At 63.8% G+C, this 18,840-nt stretch carries 13 protein-coding genes and 1 pseudogene; 4 read left to right on the top strand and 10 right to left on the bottom strand.

The features are described 5' to 3' along the window. Nucleotides 1–213 precede the first annotated feature (213 nt). The gene (locus NKJ28_RS00860) at nucleotides 214–645 is read right to left on the bottom strand and encodes a hypothetical protein (protein ID WP_023675469.1); all 432 of its coding nucleotides are present in this window, start codon (nucleotides 643–645) and stop codon (nucleotides 214–216) included. A 268-nt stretch (nucleotides 646–913) separates the two neighbouring features. Between NKJ28_RS00860 and NKJ28_RS00865 the strand changes: the two genes are divergently transcribed. The 3 genes and pseudogenes from NKJ28_RS00865 (at nucleotide 914) to NKJ28_RS00875 (ending at nucleotide 3,926) form a co-directional block, all read left to right on the top strand. Continuing rightward, nucleotides 914–2,089, top strand: coding sequence for an HlyD family secretion protein (locus NKJ28_RS00865; protein ID WP_352633599.1), 1,176 nt, complete (start codon nucleotides 914–916; stop codon nucleotides 2,087–2,089). Beyond that, nucleotides 2,086–3,698: pseudogene (locus NKJ28_RS00870) on the top strand (DHA2 family efflux MFS transporter permease subunit). Before NKJ28_RS00865 ends, NKJ28_RS00870 begins: the two are co-directional and overlap by 4 nt. Before the next feature lie 60 nt (nucleotides 3,699–3,758). Then, nucleotides 3,759–3,926 (top strand): hypothetical protein, encoded by a 168-nt coding sequence (locus tag NKJ28_RS00875; protein ID WP_084640998.1) that lies wholly within the window; start codon nucleotides 3,759–3,761, stop codon nucleotides 3,924–3,926. Between the two features lie 4 nt (nucleotides 3,927–3,930). On the opposite strand, the gene NKJ28_RS00880 is transcribed toward NKJ28_RS00875, so the two are convergent. Both NKJ28_RS00880 and NKJ28_RS00885 read right to left on the bottom strand, forming a co-directional pair. Next, the gene (locus tag NKJ28_RS00880) at nucleotides 3,931–4,683 is read right to left on the bottom strand and encodes a metallophosphoesterase family protein (RefSeq protein WP_352633601.1); all 753 of its coding nucleotides are present in this window, start codon (nucleotides 4,681–4,683) and stop codon (nucleotides 3,931–3,933) included. Then, nucleotides 4,676–5,488 (bottom strand): nucleotidyltransferase family protein, encoded by an 813-nt coding sequence (locus tag NKJ28_RS00885; protein WP_352633603.1) that lies wholly within the window; start codon nucleotides 5,486–5,488, stop codon nucleotides 4,676–4,678. The genes NKJ28_RS00880 and NKJ28_RS00885 overlap by 8 nt, the downstream gene beginning before the upstream one ends. A 706-nt stretch (nucleotides 5,489–6,194) precedes the next feature. On the opposite strand from NKJ28_RS00885, the gene NKJ28_RS00890 reads away from it, so the two are divergent. Next, entirely contained in the window at nucleotides 6,195–7,058 is an 864-nt protein-coding gene (locus NKJ28_RS00890; protein WP_352633604.1) for a hypothetical protein, read from the top strand. Nucleotides 7,059–7,117: 59 nt separating this feature from the next. Here the strand turns inward: NKJ28_RS00890 and amaB are convergent, their stop codons facing one another. The 7 genes from amaB to NKJ28_RS00925 all read right to left on the bottom strand — a co-directional run bounded on the left by amaB (nucleotide 7,118) and on the right by NKJ28_RS00925 (nucleotide 18,459). Next, entirely contained in the window at nucleotides 7,118–8,632 is a 1,515-nt protein-coding gene (gene amaB, locus NKJ28_RS00895; protein ID WP_352633606.1) for an L-piperidine-6-carboxylate dehydrogenase, read from the bottom strand. 187 nt (nucleotides 8,633–8,819) lie between these two features. Beyond that, on the bottom strand, nucleotides 8,820–10,094 hold the full coding sequence (locus NKJ28_RS00900; protein ID WP_023675463.1) for an RNA polymerase sigma factor: 1,275 nt from the start codon (nucleotides 10,092–10,094) through the stop codon (nucleotides 8,820–8,822). After that, on the bottom strand, nucleotides 10,091–10,465 hold the full coding sequence (locus NKJ28_RS00905) for a YciI family protein (protein WP_023675462.1): 375 nt from the start codon (nucleotides 10,463–10,465) through the stop codon (nucleotides 10,091–10,093). Before NKJ28_RS00905 ends, NKJ28_RS00900 begins: the two co-directional genes overlap by 4 nt. An 84-nt stretch (nucleotides 10,466–10,549) precedes the next feature. Then, nucleotides 10,550–11,668, bottom strand: coding sequence for a DNA topoisomerase IB (locus NKJ28_RS00910; protein ID WP_352620443.1), 1,119 nt, complete (start codon nucleotides 11,666–11,668; stop codon nucleotides 10,550–10,552). Nucleotides 11,669–11,777: 109 nt separating this feature from the next. Beyond that, nucleotides 11,778–12,662, bottom strand: coding sequence for a transglutaminase family protein (locus NKJ28_RS00915; protein ID WP_023675460.1), 885 nt, complete (start codon nucleotides 12,660–12,662; stop codon nucleotides 11,778–11,780). 7 nt (nucleotides 12,663–12,669) lie between these two features. After that, complete coding sequence (locus NKJ28_RS00920) at nucleotides 12,670–15,081, bottom strand: circularly permuted type 2 ATP-grasp protein (protein WP_352633609.1); 2,412 nt, start codon at nucleotides 15,079–15,081, stop codon at nucleotides 12,670–12,672. A gap of 6 nt (nucleotides 15,082–15,087) precedes the next feature. Continuing rightward, on the bottom strand, nucleotides 15,088–18,459 hold the full coding sequence (locus tag NKJ28_RS00925) for a transglutaminase family protein (protein ID WP_352633611.1): 3,372 nt from the start codon (nucleotides 18,457–18,459) through the stop codon (nucleotides 15,088–15,090). Between the last annotated feature and the right edge of the window lie 381 nt (nucleotides 18,460–18,840).

Genomic DNA, 18,840 nt, shown 5'->3' on the forward strand with positions numbered 1-18,840 from the left:
GGCGCTCGACCGCCGGTCAGACGAAGGCCCTCACCTGCGGCGGGCCGGCTCAAATTCTCACATCAAAGACGGACGCATGGCCGCGACAAGGCGCAGCCAAGCGTCGAGGAGTTTCACAATCTGCGCGGCCCGACGGGGCACGAGCCCTTCCAAGTTCGGAAGCGCTCTCCACGGCGCGGAAAGAACGCGTGTTCCGCCGTTCCTCGTACCGCCTCAATGCACGATCAAGCCCTTCATCCAGGCAACAAATCTGTTGCCGCGAACTATCCCGCGCACCCTGGCAGCGGCCCATCTCGCTTGCATCGTAGCGCCGACATGGCAATGGCAGACGATTTGGTGCAACTGCCGGTCGCTCAGTTCGAAGAAGCGCTTTGCCTCACCATAGGTATCATCGCTGAGACCCATGGCACGCAGAACCGGATCCTCGAAGGCGACAGTGAGCGGCGTCCCAGCGCCACGCGATCTGTCACGCGCTTCCCTGTTCATATATTCGGTGCCTGGAAGCGCCCCAAGGCATCGCGTCGGGTTTTGTTCGAGAAGTTCCGCCCAACGTTCAATCCGCTGGGTTCGAGTCATCGCCGGATACGCCGCGAAGGACTCAACTTCCGCGACGGCCTGCAGTTGGTCGAGTGTTTGATGTTTCATGGTCGGCTCCTGTCGACAGGTGAATTCGCCCACGCCTACATGAGCAATTATCGCGCCATGGAGCGCTGACAAGGCCGGACCGCCGCAACATGAGGCGTACAGATCACCTGCCCGGTGAAGCGGCGCTCGAATTCCGACGCGCCCCCGCCTGTGTTCGATGTCGACCCGTTAACCGAACCCGTTTCCGGACAGGAACTTTTGCGGAAGCTTGCCGTTTGGCTTTGCGTCCGCTTCGGCGGCTGCAATATCAGTCTTGAAAGCAATTCCGTTGGACACGAAGCCTCAACGCGTCGAGCAAGACGTCGAGCCTGTAAATGAAACCCGGGAGCAACCGGCCCCGGTTCGAGAATCTCGTGAGCGATCGGCAGAGCCCCGGCAGGAAAAACCCGACGGGAATGCCTCGCAACGAAAGGCCGGTCTGCTCGGCTTTCCCAGGCGCCATCCCTATGCGGCCGCAGCCATCGCGCTTGCGCTGTTGCTCGTCGCGGCAGGCATCGCGATCTGGTGGCTGAACGCTCGCCAGTACGAATCGACCGACGACGCCTTCATAGATGCGCGCACAGTGACGATCGGTGCGCAAATAGCCGGCCGCCTTACCGAGCTGGCGGTTGCCGACAATCAGCATGTACAGGCGGGCGATGTCCTCCTGCGTATCGACGACAGCGACTATCAGGCAAACCTGAAGCAGGCCGACGCCGGCGTCACCGCGGCCGAGGCCGAAATCGTCAATGTCGCCGCCCAGATCGAGGCTCAAAACGCAAAGGTAAACGCTGCCCAGAGGCAGGTTGCACAGGCCAAGGCAGCGCTGGATTTCGCCAAGGCCGAGGATCAACGCAATCGCGAACTCCTGGCCAGGGGCACAGCAACGCAGCAGCAGGCGCAGCAGGCGGCATCGACGCTGCGTCAGGACCAGGCCGCGCTGGACAGCGCCGAGGCCAATGTCGCCTCCGCAAAAAGCCAGGTTTCGGTCTTGCAGGCACAGGCCAGGAGCGCCGAGGCGCAGCTCGAGCAGGCAAAGGCCAGCCAGGAGCAAGCGCGCACGACGCTGTCGCGCACGACTATCACAGCACCCGCAGCCGGGCGCGCAACGAGCATTTCCGCCGCTAAGGGCACCTACGCCCAACCCGGCCAGGTATTGATGATGTTCGTTCCCGACGAGGTCTGGGTGAAGGCCAATTTCAAGGAGACGCAGCTCGATCTGATGCGGCAGGGACAGCCGGTCGACATCGACATTGACGCCTACCCGGACAAGTCCTTTCATGGCCGCGTCGACAGCATCCAGGCCGGCAGCGGCACCGCCTTCAGCCTCCTGCCGGCCGAAAATGCCACCGGCAATTACGTCAAGGTGGTGCAGCGCGTGCCGGTCAAGATCGTCTTCGACAAGCCGCCGGATGTGCTTCTCGGGCCAGGCCTGTCGGTGGTGCCGACGGTCAAGGTGCGATGAACGGCGAAACCGCCAGAAATCAGGGCGAAAGCCGATCCGCCGCCGGGACACACAATCCGTGGCTCATCGCCGTCGTCGTCTCCATCGCCACTTTCATGCTGGTGCTCGACACCTCGATCGCCAATGTCGCCCTGCGCAACATCGCCGGCAGCCTGGCGGCCGGAATGGATGAAAGCACCTGGGTGATTACCACCTATCTCGTTGCCAACTCGGTGATCATTCCGGTCAGCGGCTGGCTGGCAAGCGTCATCGGCCGAAAGCGCTACTACATGCTCTGCGTTGCGACCTTCACCGTCGCGTCGCTGCTGTGCGGACTGGCGCCCAACCTGGAACTGCTCATCCTGTTCAGGGTCCTTCAGGGCCTCGGCGGCGGCGGCATGGCGCCAAGCGAGCAATCGATCCTTGCCGACACCTTTCCGCCTGAAAAGCGCTCGCAGGCCTTCGCGCTTTACGGCATTGCCGTCATCGTCGCACCGACGGTCGGGCCGACGATCGGCGGCTGGCTGACCGACCATTTCTCCTGGCACTGGATCTTCTTCATCAACGTGCCGTTCGGCATCCTGTCGCTGGCCCTGGTGCAATGGCTGTTGGTCGAGCCGGACGTACTCGAACGCGAACGCAAGGAACGGCTGAAGGGCGGCCTGAAGATCGACGGGGTCGGGTTCGTCCTGGTGGCGATTGCCTTGGGGTGCCTGGAGATTTTTCTCGACCGGGGCCAGCGCTACGATTGGTTCGCCTCGGATTTCATCACCACTTTCGCAGTGATTTCCGCGATCGCGTTCCTGCTGCTTATCCCATGGGAACTCAGTCGCGGCGATCCGGTCGTCGACATGCGTCTATTGTTCACGCGCCAATTCGGCCGGCCTTCCTGGTCATGATGGCGGTCGGTGCTATCCTGTTCAGCACCACCCAGATCGTGCCGCAGCTGCAGCAGACGACATTTGCCTACACCGCGACGCTCTCGGGCCTTTCGATGATGCCGGGCGGCATCGCCATGCTGATCTTGATGCCGGTATCCGGATTTGTAGGCACCATCGTGCAGCCCAAATACCTGATCATGATGGGCATGTCGGTGGTCGCAGTGGCCCTTTGGCATATGACCTCGCTCACCCCGGACGCCAGCTTCCGCTTCTTTGCCTTTGCCCGTGTTTTCCTGATGGTCGGACTGCCGTTCCTGTTCATTCCCATCTCGACCGCGGCCTATGTCGGCCTGCCCCCGCAGAAGACCAACCAGGCATCGGCGCTGATCAACGTTGCGCGCAATATCGGCGGCAGCATCGGCGTCTCGCTGTCCAACACCGTCATTGCGCAAAGCTCCCAGATCCATCAATCGAATCTGGTCGGCCACACCGTGCAGTCGTCGCCCGCCTATCAGCAGGTGCTTCGGCAGGCGACCGAGCATTTCGTCGCCCAGGGTTCGCCGATGCTCGAGGCGAAGCAGCAGGCGATCGGCTGGCTTGGCCAGTTGATCGCCCGCCAGGCCACGCTGCTCGCCTATGTCGATGTCTTCCGCTACTGCGCGGTGGCAACCGCCCTGCTCGTTCCGCTTGCTCTGCTGCTGCGATCAAGCAAGTCGGGCAGCAGACAGGCGAATCCGGAGATGGGCTGACCAGAAGGCGGGAACCAGCTGACCCATTGCGTTGTTCTGCGCCAAGAGGAGATGATCACGATGGCCACTATTCCCACACCCGAGCCAACCCCGACCCCGGTGCCGCCGCCTCCCATCCCCGATCCCAAGCCCGTGCGCGAGCCGGACCCCGACAGGCTCCCCGACGAGGACCCCATTCCCAATCCGGATGAAAACGATATTCCGCCGAAGCGGGCGTTCAACATCTAGCCTATTAGATTTCGAGCACAGCGTAGGGGCGGCCGGTCGGCTTGGCGACATGCATGGCAACGTTATAGACCGACGCTCCGCCCGGCGTGCGGCCCTCATAGGCGCCGCGATGCGCATGACCATGCACCACCGCGCTGACCTGGAACCGGTCTATTGTCTCGGCCAGGCGTGACGAACCAAGAAACGGGAAGATCTCCAGCGGCTCGCCTTCGACCGTCTCGACGACAGGCGCGTAGTGCAGAACGACAAGCGTGCGTTTGGCGCGGACCTGCCTCATCGCGTTTTCAAGCCGCATCGCTTCGTTCACGCTTTCCGCCACCATTGACTTGATCGCCGGTTCGCCGAAGGAGCCGAGCATGCGCGATCCAAAACCGCCAACGAAACCCTTGACCCCGACGAACCCGACCTCGTGAATCTCCGTCGCCTCGCCGTCGAGCAGGTGAACGCCCGCCTGGCGCAGAATGTCGGTGACCTGCTCGACGGCGCCTGACTCATAGTCGTGGTTGCCAAGTACGGCGACGACCGGGATCGTGCAGGCACGCAGTTCCTCGGCAAGGATTTCGGCCTCCCGAGGCTTGCCGAGGTTGGTAAGGTCGCCCGTCAGCACGAGAACCTGGGCTGCACGCGACATCTCGCCGAAAAGATCGCGGTACGAGGCCTGGTCCTCCTTGCCGACATGCAGATCGCCAATGGCGGCGACCTTGAGTGCGCTGCCGTTTTCCGCCTTCGGCGAAGCAGTTTCGAGCTCGTTAGCCATTGCTATGTTCTCCTTCACCGCCGACGTCGGCAAAACCCCAGTCGTTGACGTCGATCTCATAGTCAGTTCGTGAAAGCATGCGCCCACGGCAGATTTTCATCCGGGAAGGTGGCAATTCGCGCTGCTTGGCCAGCCGGTCAAGCAGCTCGTCGAGCAGCCAGGCGGGCACGCGGCCCCGCTCCGTCGGATAGACCCATCGGAAGTTCAAGAGATGCATCAGCAGAACTTCCCAATGAACTTCCATGTAGGAAAGCAGCCTTTGCCAGTCGATCTGGTCGTGGGCCTTGAGGATGGTGTGCGCGATGTCGGCCCCATCGTGGCGACCGCGGTCCTGGATGAAACTTTTGGACCAGATAAGCTCGGTGGGCCCGATGATCCGCACCTGGCTGCCCAGCAATTCGCCCTGACGGGCGTGCTCCAGCCACTGGTCGTCGACAGGCATTGTGCCGTTCATCGAGGCGAAAATGACGTCGAAAAAATGCGTGCCCTTGAACACTTTGCCGAGCCACCGGTCGTCCTCGACCACGACGGCGTAGCCGATCTGCTTAAAATGGGCGAGGATGCGCGGGCAGTCGCCGGCCTTGCAGAAAATGTCGAGATCCTTGGTCTGGCGGATGATCCCGGTATAGGCGCTTACGGCATAGGTGCCGGCGACGAGAAAGGGGATGCCGGTCGCGACAAGCTCGCGGATCGCTTCGATATAAAAGACCTCCGCTTCGGCATTGCGAAGCGTCGGGGCGGCTTTTGGATCGACCGACGGAACGGATGCCGGGATGGCGCTTTCCGGTGGGGGATTAATGATCATAGCAATGGCTCCTGGCCCGGCAGACCAGCAGCCGCCTGTATCTAATAGCCAAGCACACCCGATGGTTCCCGCCGCTGCGTGCCACTACCGCCCTCGCCTGCTGCATCAGGCGGATACGCCGCCGTGGCAGGCCTTCGAAGCGGTCATGGTTGTCGGCTGCGGCGCGGCCCTAAAAGGATATGTGAGCGGTCATTTTGGCGTCAAGATCGCAGCGCGGTCAGCCTCAAGCGCGTCGAGGCGGAGTAGGCCCGCTATCATCCTCGGGTCCGGAGAGGATTGGCTTCAACATGGTTCCCGAGCTATCGGAGGCGCTGCGCACCCGGCGCAACAGCCACCTGAGCGCCCGTGGCCAGACCGACTCTGTTTGCCGGAAAGCTGCAGGCGGCGTGGCGAAAAGGCCATTCTCCATTTTGTAGTCCCTCACTGTCTCAGTCCAATCAGCGTTCTTCAACGAGCAAAGCTTGTGTTGGTTCCGCGTCGCCATCGGCGGGAGCACGGGCTGGACAGGCGAAGTCATCGTTGGTGGGTTCGCGCGGGCTAGCCCTCTGCAGCGAAATCAGGGGCCTCGGCGATCAAGTCGCGGAATTCAGCCCACTAGCCGGCGGGATTCAGCTCGTATCCTAATGCGCCGGCTCTGGACACGACCCGCGAAGGCTGAAATTGTGATCGGCATTTCCAGTTGCAAATTTGGTTGGGCTCGGCGGGGATGGCGCTGGTTTCTGAAGACATTGCCAGCCATCCGGCACTGCGTCGCCATGTCCAGGCTCAGTCGCGGACGCTTCTCCAGACCTATGAAGCGAACCCGCGGCTGGCTTCCGTATTCGCCACGCAACAGCGTTGGCTGATGGCCCATATCGGCCTTGGCTTGTATTTCAATCGAGAGCCGGACGATCATCGCAAGGGACTTACGTCCGCACGGTTCATGGACGACATCTGCCGGCATTCGGTGGCCAGCCGCAACACCGCCGATGCCTTCCTGAAGGAGATGCTGCATTACGGTTTCATCCGGCATCTGCCGATTAAATATGGGCGCATCCGCCCCTTTGAGCCGGCCGCGGGCACTCTGGAGACGGTTGCCGGCTGGGTCATGGCTCATCTGAAAACGCTGGACAGCCTGGATGGTGGATCTCGACTGGCTGCATTCGTCGCACAACCGGACGTACTCGCCAAATTGCAGCCACTGGTGGCCGACGGCCTGCTTTCGTCGCATGCCGTGCGCGAGCCAAGACAGACTTTTTCCTTGTTCACCTGGCTCGACAATGGCGGCATCGTCATGGATTGGCTGATGTCCGGCGTCGACCCCGATCATGCCGACCTGGACCGAATCCCGACCGGTGTCGTCTCAATCGGGGATTTCGCGAACTGGCTCAAGCTTTCCCGCACTCACCTGTCACGCAAATTGCGCGATGCCGAGGAACTCGGCAGCATCGGCTGGCTGGGCCAGCGCGGTCACTCGGTCATGTGGGTGTCGAGCGGGTTCTATCAGGAATACATGACCGCCCAGGCGGTCAAGCTCGCCATCATCGATGCAGCCTTCGACAATTGTGTTGTAACTTCCGAAACCAGCTGAACCGCGAGCCGACCGCCGTCGTGGCAGCCTTGGCGCCGCCGCGACGGAGGTCTGGCATTTCAATCGATATCGAACGACACGCCCTGCGCAAGCGGCAGCGCCTTGGAATAATTCACCGTATTGGTGGCGCGCCGCATATAGGCCTTCCAGGCATCGGAGCCCGACTCGCGGCCGCCGCCGGTCTCCTTCTCGCCACCGAAGGCACCGCCGATCTCGGCCCCTGACGTGCCTATATTGACGTTGGCGATACCGCAGTCCGATCCGTCGACGCTAAGAAAGCGCTCGGATTCCTGCAGGTCGCGGGTAAAGATCGAGGATGACAGCCCCGCTCCCACCGCATTGTGTTCTTCTAGCACGGTGTCGAAGTCCGAATATTTCATCATATAGAGGATGGGCGCGAAGGTTTCCTCCGTCACCGGCGAAACCTGCCGCGGCATTTCGACCAGCGCCGGACGCACATAGTAGGCCTCGGGGTGACCGTTCTCGACCCGCATTCCGCCGGTTATCTTACCGCCATGCGAAGCCGCCTCCTCCAGCGCCTTCTGCATATTCTCGTAGGCAGCCTTGTCGATCAGCGGGCCAACCAGAGCGCTTGTCTCCAGCGGATTGCCGACCGAGACGCTCTCATAAGCCTTCTTCAGGCGCGGAACGAGCTGGTCATAGACGCTCTCATGCACGAACAGGCGCCTGAGCGTCGTGCAGCGCTGGCCGGCCGTGCCCATGGCGCCGAAGGCGATGGCGCGGAGCGCCATGTCCAGATCGGCCGTCGGGCAGACGATGCCGGCATTGTTGCCGCCGAGCTCCAGCACCGCACGGGCAAAGCGCTTCGCCAGCCGTGGGCCGACATCCCTGCCCATGCGCGTCGAGCCGGTGGCCGAGACCAGCGGCACCTTCGGATGGTCAACCAGGATCTCGCCGACGGCACGGTCGCCGATCAGCACCGGCGCCAGGCCCTGCGGCGCGTCCGTGCCAAAACGCTTTACCGCGCGTGCAAAAATCGCTTCGCAGGCGAGCGCCGTCAGCGGCGTCTTCTCGGACGGTTTCCACACCACCGCGTCGCCGCAGACCAGCGCAAGTGCCGCGTTCCACGACCATACCGCCACCGGAAAGTTGAAGGCCGAAATGACGCCGACGACGCCGAGCGGATGCCAGGTTTCCATCATGCGATGGCCGGGACGCTCGGTGGCGATGGTCAGGCCGTACAATTGCCGGGAAAGACCGACGGCGAAATCGCAGATGTCGATCATCTCCTGCACTTCGCCAAGACCCTCGGACGGGATCTTGCCGACCTCGATCGATACCAACCGGCCAAGCTCGGTCTTGTAAATGCGCAATTCCTCGCCGAGCAGCCGCACCAGCTCGCCACGCTTGGGAGCTGGCACCTGCCGCCACGCCAGGAAAGCCTTGTGGGCCTTGTCGATGGTCGTTGCCGCATCGGCCGGCGAGATGGTCTTCAGCGCGGCGATCTGCTCGCCGGTCACCGGGCTGCGCACGATGAGGTCGCCGCCCGTAAGCGCGCCCTCGGCAACGCCCAGTTTCGCCAGAAGCCCGGCCGTTTCCTTCGCAATCGTCATTTCGTTTCGTCCCTTTCAGATCCCGTCGCTCATATGGCGTCGGTCCAAGCTTTTCGCCATACCGGTTCCCTGCCGGTCGGCATACCAGGCGCTGTCATGGCGTGGCATTACGCGTTTCAGGGAGAAATCGCCACCCCGGCATGGTCCAAGCCGGCGTCCGACTGTTGAACCAGCCAGATAGAGCGAATCAGTGTGCCGTCTTGGCGGTTTCCCGCACGGCGCTTTCTTTCATCAGCCGGTCGATATGCATGCGGATATGCGCTGCCTCGGCGGCCGTATTGGCAAGCGCGATAGCGCGGTCGAAAGCGACGCGCGCCTCCTCGCCGCGGCCAAGCTGCATCAGCAGTCCGCCCTTGAGGCCGAAGAAATGGAAATAGCCGGAAAGCCTTCCCTCCAGCGGCTCGATCATGGCGAGTGCGGCTTCCGGTCCACGCACCTTGGAGACCGCGACGGCGCGGTTGAGCGTCACCACCGGCGACGGCTGCATCTGCTCGAGCAGGCCGTAGAGCAGGTCGATCTCGTTCCAGTCCGTGTCCTCGGGCTTTTCCGCCCGCGCATGCAGTGCGGCGATCGCCGCTTGCACCTGGTAGGGACCGGGCTTGCGATGGCGCAACGCCTTATCGACCAGCGCCAGGCCTTCATCGATCATCTTGCGGCTCCACAGGCTGCGGTCCTGGTCTTCGAGCAGCACGATCTCGCCGTTCTCGTCGAAGCGAGCCGGCGAGCGTGCATGCTGCAGCAGCACCAGCGCCGTCAGCCCCATGATCTCCGGCTCGGTCTGGAACAGCCTGAGCAGCAACCGGGCCAGCCGGATCGCCTCTTCGCAAAGCGGCGCACGCGCCGAAGCCTCGCCGCTGTTGCTGGAATAGCCTTCGTTGAAGATCAAGTAGACCATGGCGGCGACGGCGGCGAGCCGTTCGGAGCGCTCGACCGCTCCCGGCGTCTCGAACGGCACCCCGGCGTCGGCGATACGCGCCTTGGCGCGCGTGATACGCTGCTCCATGGCGCTTTCACCAACGAGGAAGGCGCGGGCGATCTGCTTGACCGTCAGGCCGGAGACGATGCGTAACGCCACCGCGATCTGCTGTGTGGCCGGCAGGTCGGGATGGCAGCAGATGAACAGCAGCCGCAAAATATCGTCGCGATAATGCGCGCCGTCCAGCCGCTCGGCGACGTCGCTCTCGGCATCCTCCAGATCGGAGATCTGGTCCTCCTCCGGCAGCGGCGCCTGCTTGGCGCGCTTGCGCACCGCATCGATGCCGCTGTTGCGGCCGACGAAGATCAGCCAGGCTGCCGGATCGCGCGGAGGACCGTTTTTCGGCCAGTTGTTCAGTGCCCTCAGGCAGGCGTCCTGGAATGCTTCCTCCGCCGCGTCGAGGTCGCGGAAGTAGCGCAGCAATGCCCCCATCACCTGCGGGCGAGCGGTGCTGATTGCTGTGCTGATCCAGGCGAGTTCGGTCATGCGGAAACCTTGGCGGGATTGAAGAGCGAGACCGGCCGGATTTCATAGGAGCCGCCGCTCGGGTTGACCTCGGAAAGCTCGCGCGCGAAGTCGACGGCCTCATCGAGGTCGGCGCATTCGAGCGTGTAGAAGCCGAGGAACTGTTCCTTGGTTTCGGCAAACGGGCCGTCGATGACCACCGCTTCGCCCTTGATCTTCCTCAGCGTCGTCGCCGCCGTCGTCGGCAAGAGCCGCGCCACCGGGCCAAGCCGTCCCGCCTGGGCATATTTTTCCTGCACGCCGAGGAGTTTTTCCATGACCGCATCATCCTGCTCCTTGCTCCAGGAGCAGACGACGTCTTCAGAGGCATAGCAGAGGATCGCGTAGAGCATGGGTCGTCCTTTTCTCTGTCAAAGGACGAAACACTAGGACCGATCCCGACACCGCGTCGACAAAAAAATACGCTCCGTCCGGTGTCATTCCCTCGCCTTCAGCCATCTCAAGACCAAGGCCTCCTCGTCGTCGAGCCCGGCGATCGAGCGCTTGCCTTTGTTGGCATCCGCCATTTCGTCCAGCAGCCGTCCTTCGGACCAGGCGCGGAACACTTCCGGATGGATGTAGCATTGGCGACAAACCGCGCGTGTGTTGCCAAGCCGATCGGCAACCTTGTCGATGACACTGTTCATCACCCTCTTTTGCTGCGCCTGGCTTTCCGGACGTTCGGTTTGCGCAAACAGCGACGCCGCATGGATGGTGCCACCCCAGGTTCTGAAGTGCTTGGAGCTGAACTCCGCTCCGGCGTTCTCCCTGATATAGCGGTTGACGTCGTCTGAGCGCACCGGATGCCTGTTTCCGTCCTCGTCGAGATACTGGAACAGTTTTTGGCCCGGCAGGTCCTGCGCTCCACGCACGACCTTGGCAATCCGGCGATCGACAAGCTTCAATCTCCATTCCTTACCGGATTTACCGATGAAGGCAAAACGCAGGCTCGAGCCCTTGATGTCGACATGGCGGTCACGCAGCGTGGTCAGCCCAAAACTCTTGTTGTAGCGGGCATAGGCGGCATTGCCGACACGGATCATCGTGTTGTCGAGCAGCCAGACGATAGCCGCAACGACGCGTTCCAGCGGCAGGCCGTGACGGCGCAAATCGACGTCGATCTGCCGCCGCAGTTCGGGCAGGCTTTCGGCGAAGGCGATCAGGCTCGAATATTTGACGCCGTCACGCTCCTCCGCCCAGTGCGGGTGATAGCGGTATTGTTTGCGGCCGCGCTGGTCCCGACCGGTCGCCTGGATGTGACCGTCGGCATCCGGCGAGATCCACACATCCGTCCAGGCCGGTGGAATGGCGAGCGCCTTGATGCGTGCCAGCGCCTCCCCGTCGACAATCCGCCCGTCGGGTCCTTTGTACGAGAACCCCTTGCCCGAACGCAGCCGGCGAATACCGGGTTCAGTGTCGGTGACATAGTTGAGCGAGGCCCGAACGGCCGAGGCTTGCGCGCCGTTCTCCAGCGCTCCGTTCTGCGGCACCCCGTTTTTTGGTGCAGCTTTCCTCACAGCCGATCGGCCAGACGACGACCCGGATTTGTCCAGCATGTCCTCTCCACGGAATTTCCGTAGATAAGCCGCTTGCCGGCTGCGGGTTCCACCGCCTTTTGATTGCCAGGACAGATTGACGACGACGCCGTGCAACGAGGAGGTGCCGTCACGCCTTTTCGAGCACGACCGGTATGACGTCGACTGCCTGCTCGCCAACCTGCCCGCCAGTGGTTTTCAGCACGCCGACGATCGGCGCCACGTCCGAGTAGTCGCGGCCATAGCCGACCGTGATATGGTCGTTGCTTGCCCGCATGCCGTTGGTCGGATCGAATTCCTGCCAGCCGGCATCGCGCCCGCACCAAACCTTGACCCAGGCATGCATGGCGTCGGCGCCTTCGAGCCGCGGCTTCCCACGTGGCGGGATGGTGCGCAAAAACCCGCTGACATAGCCTGCAGGAATGCCGAGGCCGCGCAGGCCGGCGATCATGATGTGGGAAAAATCCTGGCAGACGCCGCGCTTCAAGCCGAAGGCGTCGCTGGCCCGCGTCTGCACCGTGGTCGCCTCGCCGTCATAGGTGAAATCGCGGTGAATGCGGTTGCACAGAGCCGTGGCCGTGCCGACCGTCGAACTGCCGGCGCTGCCTTTCGCATAGGCAGTGATTGCCGCGTCGATGCCGGCATGATCGCTGGCGGCCAGAAAGTGATGCGGCGAAGCCGGCGCCAGCGAGTGCACTGCGCCGAGTTCTTCCCTCAGCCGGCGTATGTCCGGCGATACGTCGAGCCCGGGTTCGGGCCGCGACACTGAAACACGCGCGCTCATCCTGATGTCGAGCGCATCATGCGCGTCACGAAAGGCGATCGAGGTGACACTGTTGCCGAAAAAGTCGGAAAAGTCGGAACGTTCGCTGGGCGCCGGCACAAAAGACAGTGAAGCGGCGATGACGCGCTGCACGCCAGGGATGGTCGGCGGCAGCACGCGCACCTGATGGCGGCCGCCGCCGGCCGCCGCATCATAGTCGTAACGCAGGTGAAGCCTGATGTCGTAGAGCATGCTGTCTCTACCCGAAATAGGCTTTGGCGAGGCTGTTGTAGAGCCCGCCGATTTCATTGGCGAGATCGCCGAGGGCCTTGGCCGTCATGTCCGAGGGCTCCTTGATGGCGATCGACGTGTTGAGCTGCAGGATTTCCTTGGCCGCCGGCGACATATGGCCTTCAGCGCCGACAGCGGGCAGCAGCGCGATTTCGGCTTTCAGCCGTTCGAGCTGGAAAAGGATTGAGCGCGGGTTGAGCGGATCGAGCGCCAGAAGGTCGACCACGGTGCGCCGCCCCGCCTGCACCGGATATTGCCGACGGTGCGTCATGACGCTGTCGCCGATCTCCAGCATCATGTCGAGCGCGCCTTCCGGCGCCTGGGCTCTGGTCAGCCGGGCGAGCGTGCGGGCGATCTGGATGCCGCGTTCGAGCCTGCGGCCGATTTCCAGGAAACGCCAGCCGGCAAAGCGGTACATGTTCTCGTGCAGCAGGCCGGAAAACCCGGCCAGCTTGCGCAGGATGACCGTCATTGCCCTTGTCGCGTCGTCGCCCGGCGCCACTGTCGCGGCAAATTGATGGATGGTCTTCGACAGATCCTTCAATGCCAGCCAGCCATCGGGCGAGAAGCGGTCGCGGATCTGCCCGGCGCTGTAAACGGCGCTGTCCAGCGTGCCGATGAGCCCCAATGGGATTGCCGTCTCGACGTCGATGCCGAACGGCGCGAGATAGTCGCTGATATCGGCGAGCAGCGGCATCTCGGGATCGGATGTCTCGGCCAGCCGCACATGGTAGGCGCGCAGGATGCGCACCGTGTCTTCCGACCGCTCGATATAGCGGCCGAGCCATGTCAGGTTCTCAGCCGCGCGGCTGGGCAGGCTGCCCGGCAAGGTTCGGGTGAAGCTGTCGTGCTCCTGCGGCAGCAGCGTCTCGCGCTCGACCGGCCTGTCGCTGACCACCCAGACATCCGCCGCCTGGCCGCCGCGCTGCATGGCGATGGCCGTCGGGTCGAGCGAAAAGCCGACACGGGCAAAACCGCCCGGCATCACGGTCCAGCCTTCCGGCGTCCGCGCCAGATAGACGCGCAGGCTTGCCGGCCGCGGCTCCAGCCAGCCGCCGACATAGACAGGGGTGGTCGACAGCGTCACCGCTTCCTGGCCGACGAAGTCGCCGCCGTCCCGTTCGATCCTGGCGACGAGTTCGGCCCGTTCCTCGACCGACAGCGCTGACCCGAGCTTGGTCGAGCCGTCGTCCTCGAAGGCAAGCCGCGTCGACAGCGCCGGGCCGATCACCATGCCATCGATGTTGGCGAGCACATGCTCGCGCTCCGTCTCCTGCCCGCACCACCATGTCGCGACCGTCGGCAGCAGCAGTTCCTCATTGCGCAGGGCGCGCGAAATCTTCGGCAGGAAGGCGAGCAGCGCGCGCGTCTCCATCAGACCGGAACCCAGTGCATTGACGGCCGAAACCGCCCCTTGCCGGACCGCTTCGACCAGCCCCGGCGTGCCGATCTGCGAGTCCGGCCGCAATTCAAGCGGATCGGCGAAGGCGGCGTCGAGCCGCCGCCACAAGACGCTCACCGGCATCAGCCCCGAAACCGTGCGCACCATCAGCCTGCCGCCGGAGACGGTCAGGTCCTCGCCCTCGAGCAGCATGATGCCGAGATAGCGGGCGATATAGGCATGTTCGTAATAGGTTTCGTTCAGCGGTCCCGGCGTCAGGATGGCGACACGGCCGCCGGCTTGCTTGGCCATGCCGATCAGCGCGTCGCGGAAGCGACGGAAGAAGCCGGCCAGGCGGTGCACATGCATTTCGCCGTAGATGTCGGACAGCGCCCTCGTGGTGGCGACGCGGTTCTCCAGCGCGAAGCCGGCGCCCGACGGCGCCTGTGTGCGGTCGCCAAGCACCCACCAGCGGCCGTCCGGGCCACGACCGAGCTCGAAGGCGCAGAAATGCAGGAAATGGCCGCTGGCCGGCCTGGTGCCGACGACCGGCCGCAAATATTCCGGGCTGGCCGCGATCAATCCGGCCGGCAGAATGCCTTTCTCGACCAGCCGGTTCGGCCCGTAAATGTCGGCGATGGTCTCCTCGAACAGATCGGCGCGCTGGACCAGGCCGGCGCTGATACCAGCCCATTCCTGCTCCTCGATCAGCAGCGGCACATGCGCCAGCGGCCATTCCCGCTCGTTGGCGCCGGCCTTGTCGTAGACGCGGTAATAGACGCCGGCATCGCGCAGGTACTGGTCGGCGCGGGCGAAGCGCTGGGCAATTTTTTCCGGCCCCAGGTCCTCCAGCGCCTCGATGAAGTGCCGCCAGGCCGGCCGCGGATTGCCCGACGCATCGACCATCTCGTCGACGACGCCGTCGATCGGCTGATAGTGCTCCAGCAGACTGTGGGTTTGCGGCTTGCTGCGCAGCCTTTTGTGATTCCCCTTCGCCATGGCTGATCAGAGTCTTTGCGGCCGCCGAAGGTCAAGGGTCATCGGGAAATCTTCAGAGGCTTCTTCGTTGCGCAGCACATAGCTGGACGGCGTATGGCCACGTGGCTCGAAGCGGGCGAGCCGCCGCGCCTCCGCTTCGTTGCCATTGACCGGGAAGGTGTCATAGCTGCGCCCGCCGGGATGTGCCACATGGTAGACGCAGCCGCCGACCGCGCGGCCCGACCAGCGGTCATAGATGTCGAAGACTAGCGGGGTGTTGACCGGTAGCGCCGGATGCAGGCCCGACGCCGGCTGCCAGGCCTTGAAGCGCACGCCGGCCACTGCGATCTCGCGGTTGTCGGTCACCTTCATCGGCACGACGCGGCCGTTGCAGACGACGGCGTGACGCTCCGGGTTGAGCCCCTCGGTCTTCACCTGCAGCCTTTCGACGGAGGAATCGACAAAGCGCACGGTGCCGCCGATCGCGCCTTGCTCGCCCATCACGTGCCACGGCTCGAGCGCCTGCCTGAGCTCCAGCTTGACGCCGGCATGCTGGACCTCGCCGCAGAACGGGAAGCGGAATTCGAGCTGGGCGTCGAACCATTCCGGACGGAACGCAAAGCCGTTCAGCTTGAGGTCGTCCAGCACGTCGAGAAAATCCGCCCAGACATAATGCGGCAGCATGAAACGGTCGTGCAGCGAGGTGCCCCAGCGCACGAAGCGGCCGTCGAGCGGGTTCTTCCAGGCCCGGGCGATGATGGCGCGCACCAGCAATTGCTGCGCCAGGCTCATGCGCGCGTTGGGCGGCATCTCGAAGCCGCGGAATTCGACCAGCCCGAGCCGGCCGGTCGGCCCGTCCGGCGAAAACAATTTGTCGATGCAGATTTCCGAGCGATGCGTATTGCCCGTCACGTCGGTCAGAAGGTTGCGGAACAGCCGGTCGACCAGCCACGGCAGGGGTGCCGCGCCCTTGTCCGGATGTGGCACCTGCGCCATCGCGATTTCGAGTTCGTAGAGCGAATCGTGGCGCGCCTCGTCGAAGCGCGGCGCCTGGCTGGTCGGGCCGATGAACAGGCCGGAGAACAAATAGGACAGCGACGGATGTCGCTGCCATTGCAGCACCAGGCTCTTCAACAGGTCGGGGCGGCGCAGGAACGGACTGTCATTGGGCGTGGCGCCGCCGACGACGACGTGGTTGCCGCCGCCGGTGCCGGTGTGGCGGCCGTCGATCATGAACTTGTCGGCGCCAAGCCGCGTCTGCCGCGCCTCTTCGTAGATCGCCGTGGTCGTCGCCACGCAATCCTGCCAATTCGCGGCGGGGTGGATATTGACCTCGATGACGCCGGGATCGGGTGCGACACGGATGACGTTGAGGCGCGGATCGTGCGGCGGGCCGTAGCCCTCGATGTGCACCGGCAGGCCGATCGCCCTTGCCGCGTTCTCCGCCGCCGCCACCAGTTCGAGATAGTCCTCCAGCGCCTCGACCGGCGGCATGAACACACAAAGCCGTCCGTCGCGCGGCTCGACCGAAAGGGCCGTGCGCACGGCGCCGCCGATCTCGGTAATCTCCTGTTCAACGCGGTCCTGCTGGCCGGTAACGGCCGTAAAGGATACCGCCTGCTGGCGTCGCGCCATCTCGTCGGCGCCCTCCAGTTCGGCCGCAGCGGGCGACGAAGCAGAACCGGGCAAGATCGCCTCACGCGCCGGCAGTGGTCCGCGCGGCAGCGATGGATCGACCGGGACTATGTAGGGAAACTGCGCCGGCGGCACATAGGGCAGCGTGCCGAGCGGCAGGCGGTAGCCGACCGGCGAATCGCCGGGCACCAGGAACAGCCTGCCGCGCCGCGTCTTCCATTTCTCCGAGCGCCAGCGCGGTCCGGAAGCCTGGCTGTTCCAGCGCTGGACGGGCAGCACATAGCCCGACGGCTTGGTCAGCCCGCGTTCGAACACCCGCGCCATGCGGCTGCGCTCCTCCGGATCCTCCAGCTTCGAATTGGAAGGATCGACGTTGTCAGGCAGCTTGCCTTCCTTGAGCAGCCACTCGGCCGGATCCTCATAGGCTTCGCTGACCATCGTCTTGTCGATGCCGAGTTCGTCGGCGATCGCCGTCAGCAGGCCTTCGGCCTGCTTCGGTCCGACATCCGCCTCGCTCTTTTCATGCGCGATCAGCGACGGGTCGCTCCACACCGGCTCGCCGTCGGTGCGCCAGTAGAGCGAGAAGGTCCAGCGCGGCAGGCTTTCGCCGGGGTACCATTTGCCCTGTCCGTAATGCAGGAAGCCGCCCGGCGCGAAGCGTTCGCGCAGCCGGCGGATCAGCGCGTCGGCCTTTTCGCGTTTGGTCGGCCCGACGGCGGCGGTGTTCCACTCTGCAGCCTCGAAATCGTCGATCGAGACGAAGGTCGGCTCGCCGCCCATGGTCAGCCGCACGTCGCCGGCCTGGAGCGCAGCATCGACCTGGACCCCCAGCGCGTCCAGCGCCTGCCAGCTCTCGTCGGAGAACGGCTTGGTGATGCGCGGATGCTCGGCGATGCGGTCTACCCGCATGTCGAAGCCGAATTCGACATTGGCGAAGCTCGCCATGCCGGAGATCGGCGCGGCATTGCGGAAATGCGGCGTTGCCGCGAGCGGCACATGGCTTTCGCCGGTGAGCAGGCCGGAGGTCGGGTCGAAGCCGATCCAGCCGGCGCCCGGCAGATACACCTCGCACCAGGCATGGAGGTCGGTGAAATCGGTCGCCGTGCCGGGCGGCCCGTCGAGCGCAACGAGGTCGGGTTTGAGCTGGATCAGGTAGCCGGAGACGAAACGCGCGGCGATGCCGAGGTTCCTCAGTATCTGCACCAGGAGCCAGCTGGAATCGCGGCACGACCCCTTGCCGGCGGCCAGCGTTTCCTCGGGCGAGAAGACGCCGGTTTCCATGCGCACGATATAGGCGATCTCGCGCTGCAGCCGCGCATTGAGGTCGACGACAAAATTGACGGTGTTGGTCGGGTGGCGCGCGAGGGTTTTCAGGAATGCCTCCAACAGCGGCCCCGCCGGTTCCGGCGTTCGGTAGATGGTCAGATCGTCCCGGATCTCTTCGGGGTATTCGAACGGAAACGTCTCGGCCGACGGTTCGACGAAGAAATCGAACGGATTGTAGACCGTCATGTCGGCAACGAGATCGACCTCGATCTTCAACTCCGTCACCGGCTCGGGAAAGACGAAACGGGCAAGGAAATTGCCGTAGGGGTCCTGCTGCAAATTGACGAAGTGGTTTGCCGGCCCGACCTTCAGCGAATGGCTGAGCACTTTGGTGCGGGAATGCGGCGCAGGCTGCAACCTTATGACTTGCGGGCCCAAGACGACCGGCCGGTCGTATTTGTAGTGGGTCAGGTGATAGACGGCTGCCAGAATTGCCATGGTGCCCCTGAAGTCGGCGTTTCAAAAGGAGTTCGCTGAACCCTGACACGAATGCTGACCATTCTCCAAGCAGAGATGTTGCGCTGCACCTAAATTAAGCAGCTTTCACAGCTTCACGAAACGGAGCGCCGACCTGGGATTCCGTGGCGTGGCGGCAAGACGTTGCAACGGTGCAGAGCCGAAGGCCGGCGGGTCAGCACCGGGCGCTTCCCGCCGACATTGATGTCAGCAGCACGCGCGATGCTTGGTCGAAAAGAGCTGAAAAGAAAAACCCGCCTCGGTGAGCGGGTCGTCGGTGCGAATTAGCACCATAGCGAAATTAGTAGCATAGCTGCCGGCACAAAGCAAGAACAAAATGTGGCGCCGTTGGCGAAAATTGCC

It is taken from the genome of Mesorhizobium sp. M0145 (assembly GCF_040322355.1).
GTDB lineage: Bacteria > Pseudomonadota > Alphaproteobacteria > Rhizobiales > Rhizobiaceae > Mesorhizobium.

Excerpts from the sequence above, each read along its gene's own strand:
- NKJ28_RS00860 (WP_023675469.1), bottom strand. The coding sequence starts at position 645 with ATGAAACATCAAACACTCGACCAACTGCAGGCCGTCGCGGAAGTTGAG.
- NKJ28_RS00880 (WP_352633601.1), bottom strand. The coding sequence starts at position 4,683 with ATGGCTAACGAGCTCGAAACTGCTTCGCCGAAGGCGGAAAACGGCAGC.
- NKJ28_RS00885 (WP_352633603.1), bottom strand. The coding sequence starts at position 5,488 with ATGATCATTAATCCCCCACCGGAAAGCGCCATCCCGGCATCCGTTCCG.
- amaB (WP_352633606.1), bottom strand. The coding sequence starts at position 8,632 with ATGACGATTGCGAAGGAAACGGCCGGGCTTCTGGCGAAACTGGGCGTT.
- NKJ28_RS00900 (WP_023675463.1), bottom strand. The coding sequence starts at position 10,094 with ATGACCGAACTCGCCTGGATCAGCACAGCAATCAGCACCGCTCGCCCG.
- NKJ28_RS00915 (WP_023675460.1), bottom strand. The coding sequence starts at position 12,662 with ATGCTCTACGACATCAGGCTTCACCTGCGTTACGACTATGATGCGGCG.
- NKJ28_RS00890 (WP_352633604.1), top strand. The coding sequence starts at position 6,195 with ATGGCGCTGGTTTCTGAAGACATTGCCAGCCATCCGGCACTGCGTCGC.
- NKJ28_RS00875 (WP_084640998.1), top strand. The coding sequence starts at position 3,759 with ATGGCCACTATTCCCACACCCGAGCCAACCCCGACCCCGGTGCCGCCG.
- NKJ28_RS00925 (WP_352633611.1), bottom strand. The coding sequence starts at position 18,459 with ATGGCAATTCTGGCAGCCGTCTATCACCTGACCCACTACAAATACGAC.
- NKJ28_RS00905 (WP_023675462.1), bottom strand. The coding sequence starts at position 10,465 with ATGCTCTACGCGATCCTCTGCTATGCCTCTGAAGACGTCGTCTGCTCC.
- NKJ28_RS00920 (WP_352633609.1), bottom strand. The coding sequence starts at position 15,081 with ATGGCGAAGGGGAATCACAAAAGGCTGCGCAGCAAGCCGCAAACCCAC.
- NKJ28_RS00910 (WP_352620443.1), bottom strand. The coding sequence starts at position 11,668 with ATGCTGGACAAATCCGGGTCGTCGTCTGGCCGATCGGCTGTGAGGAAA.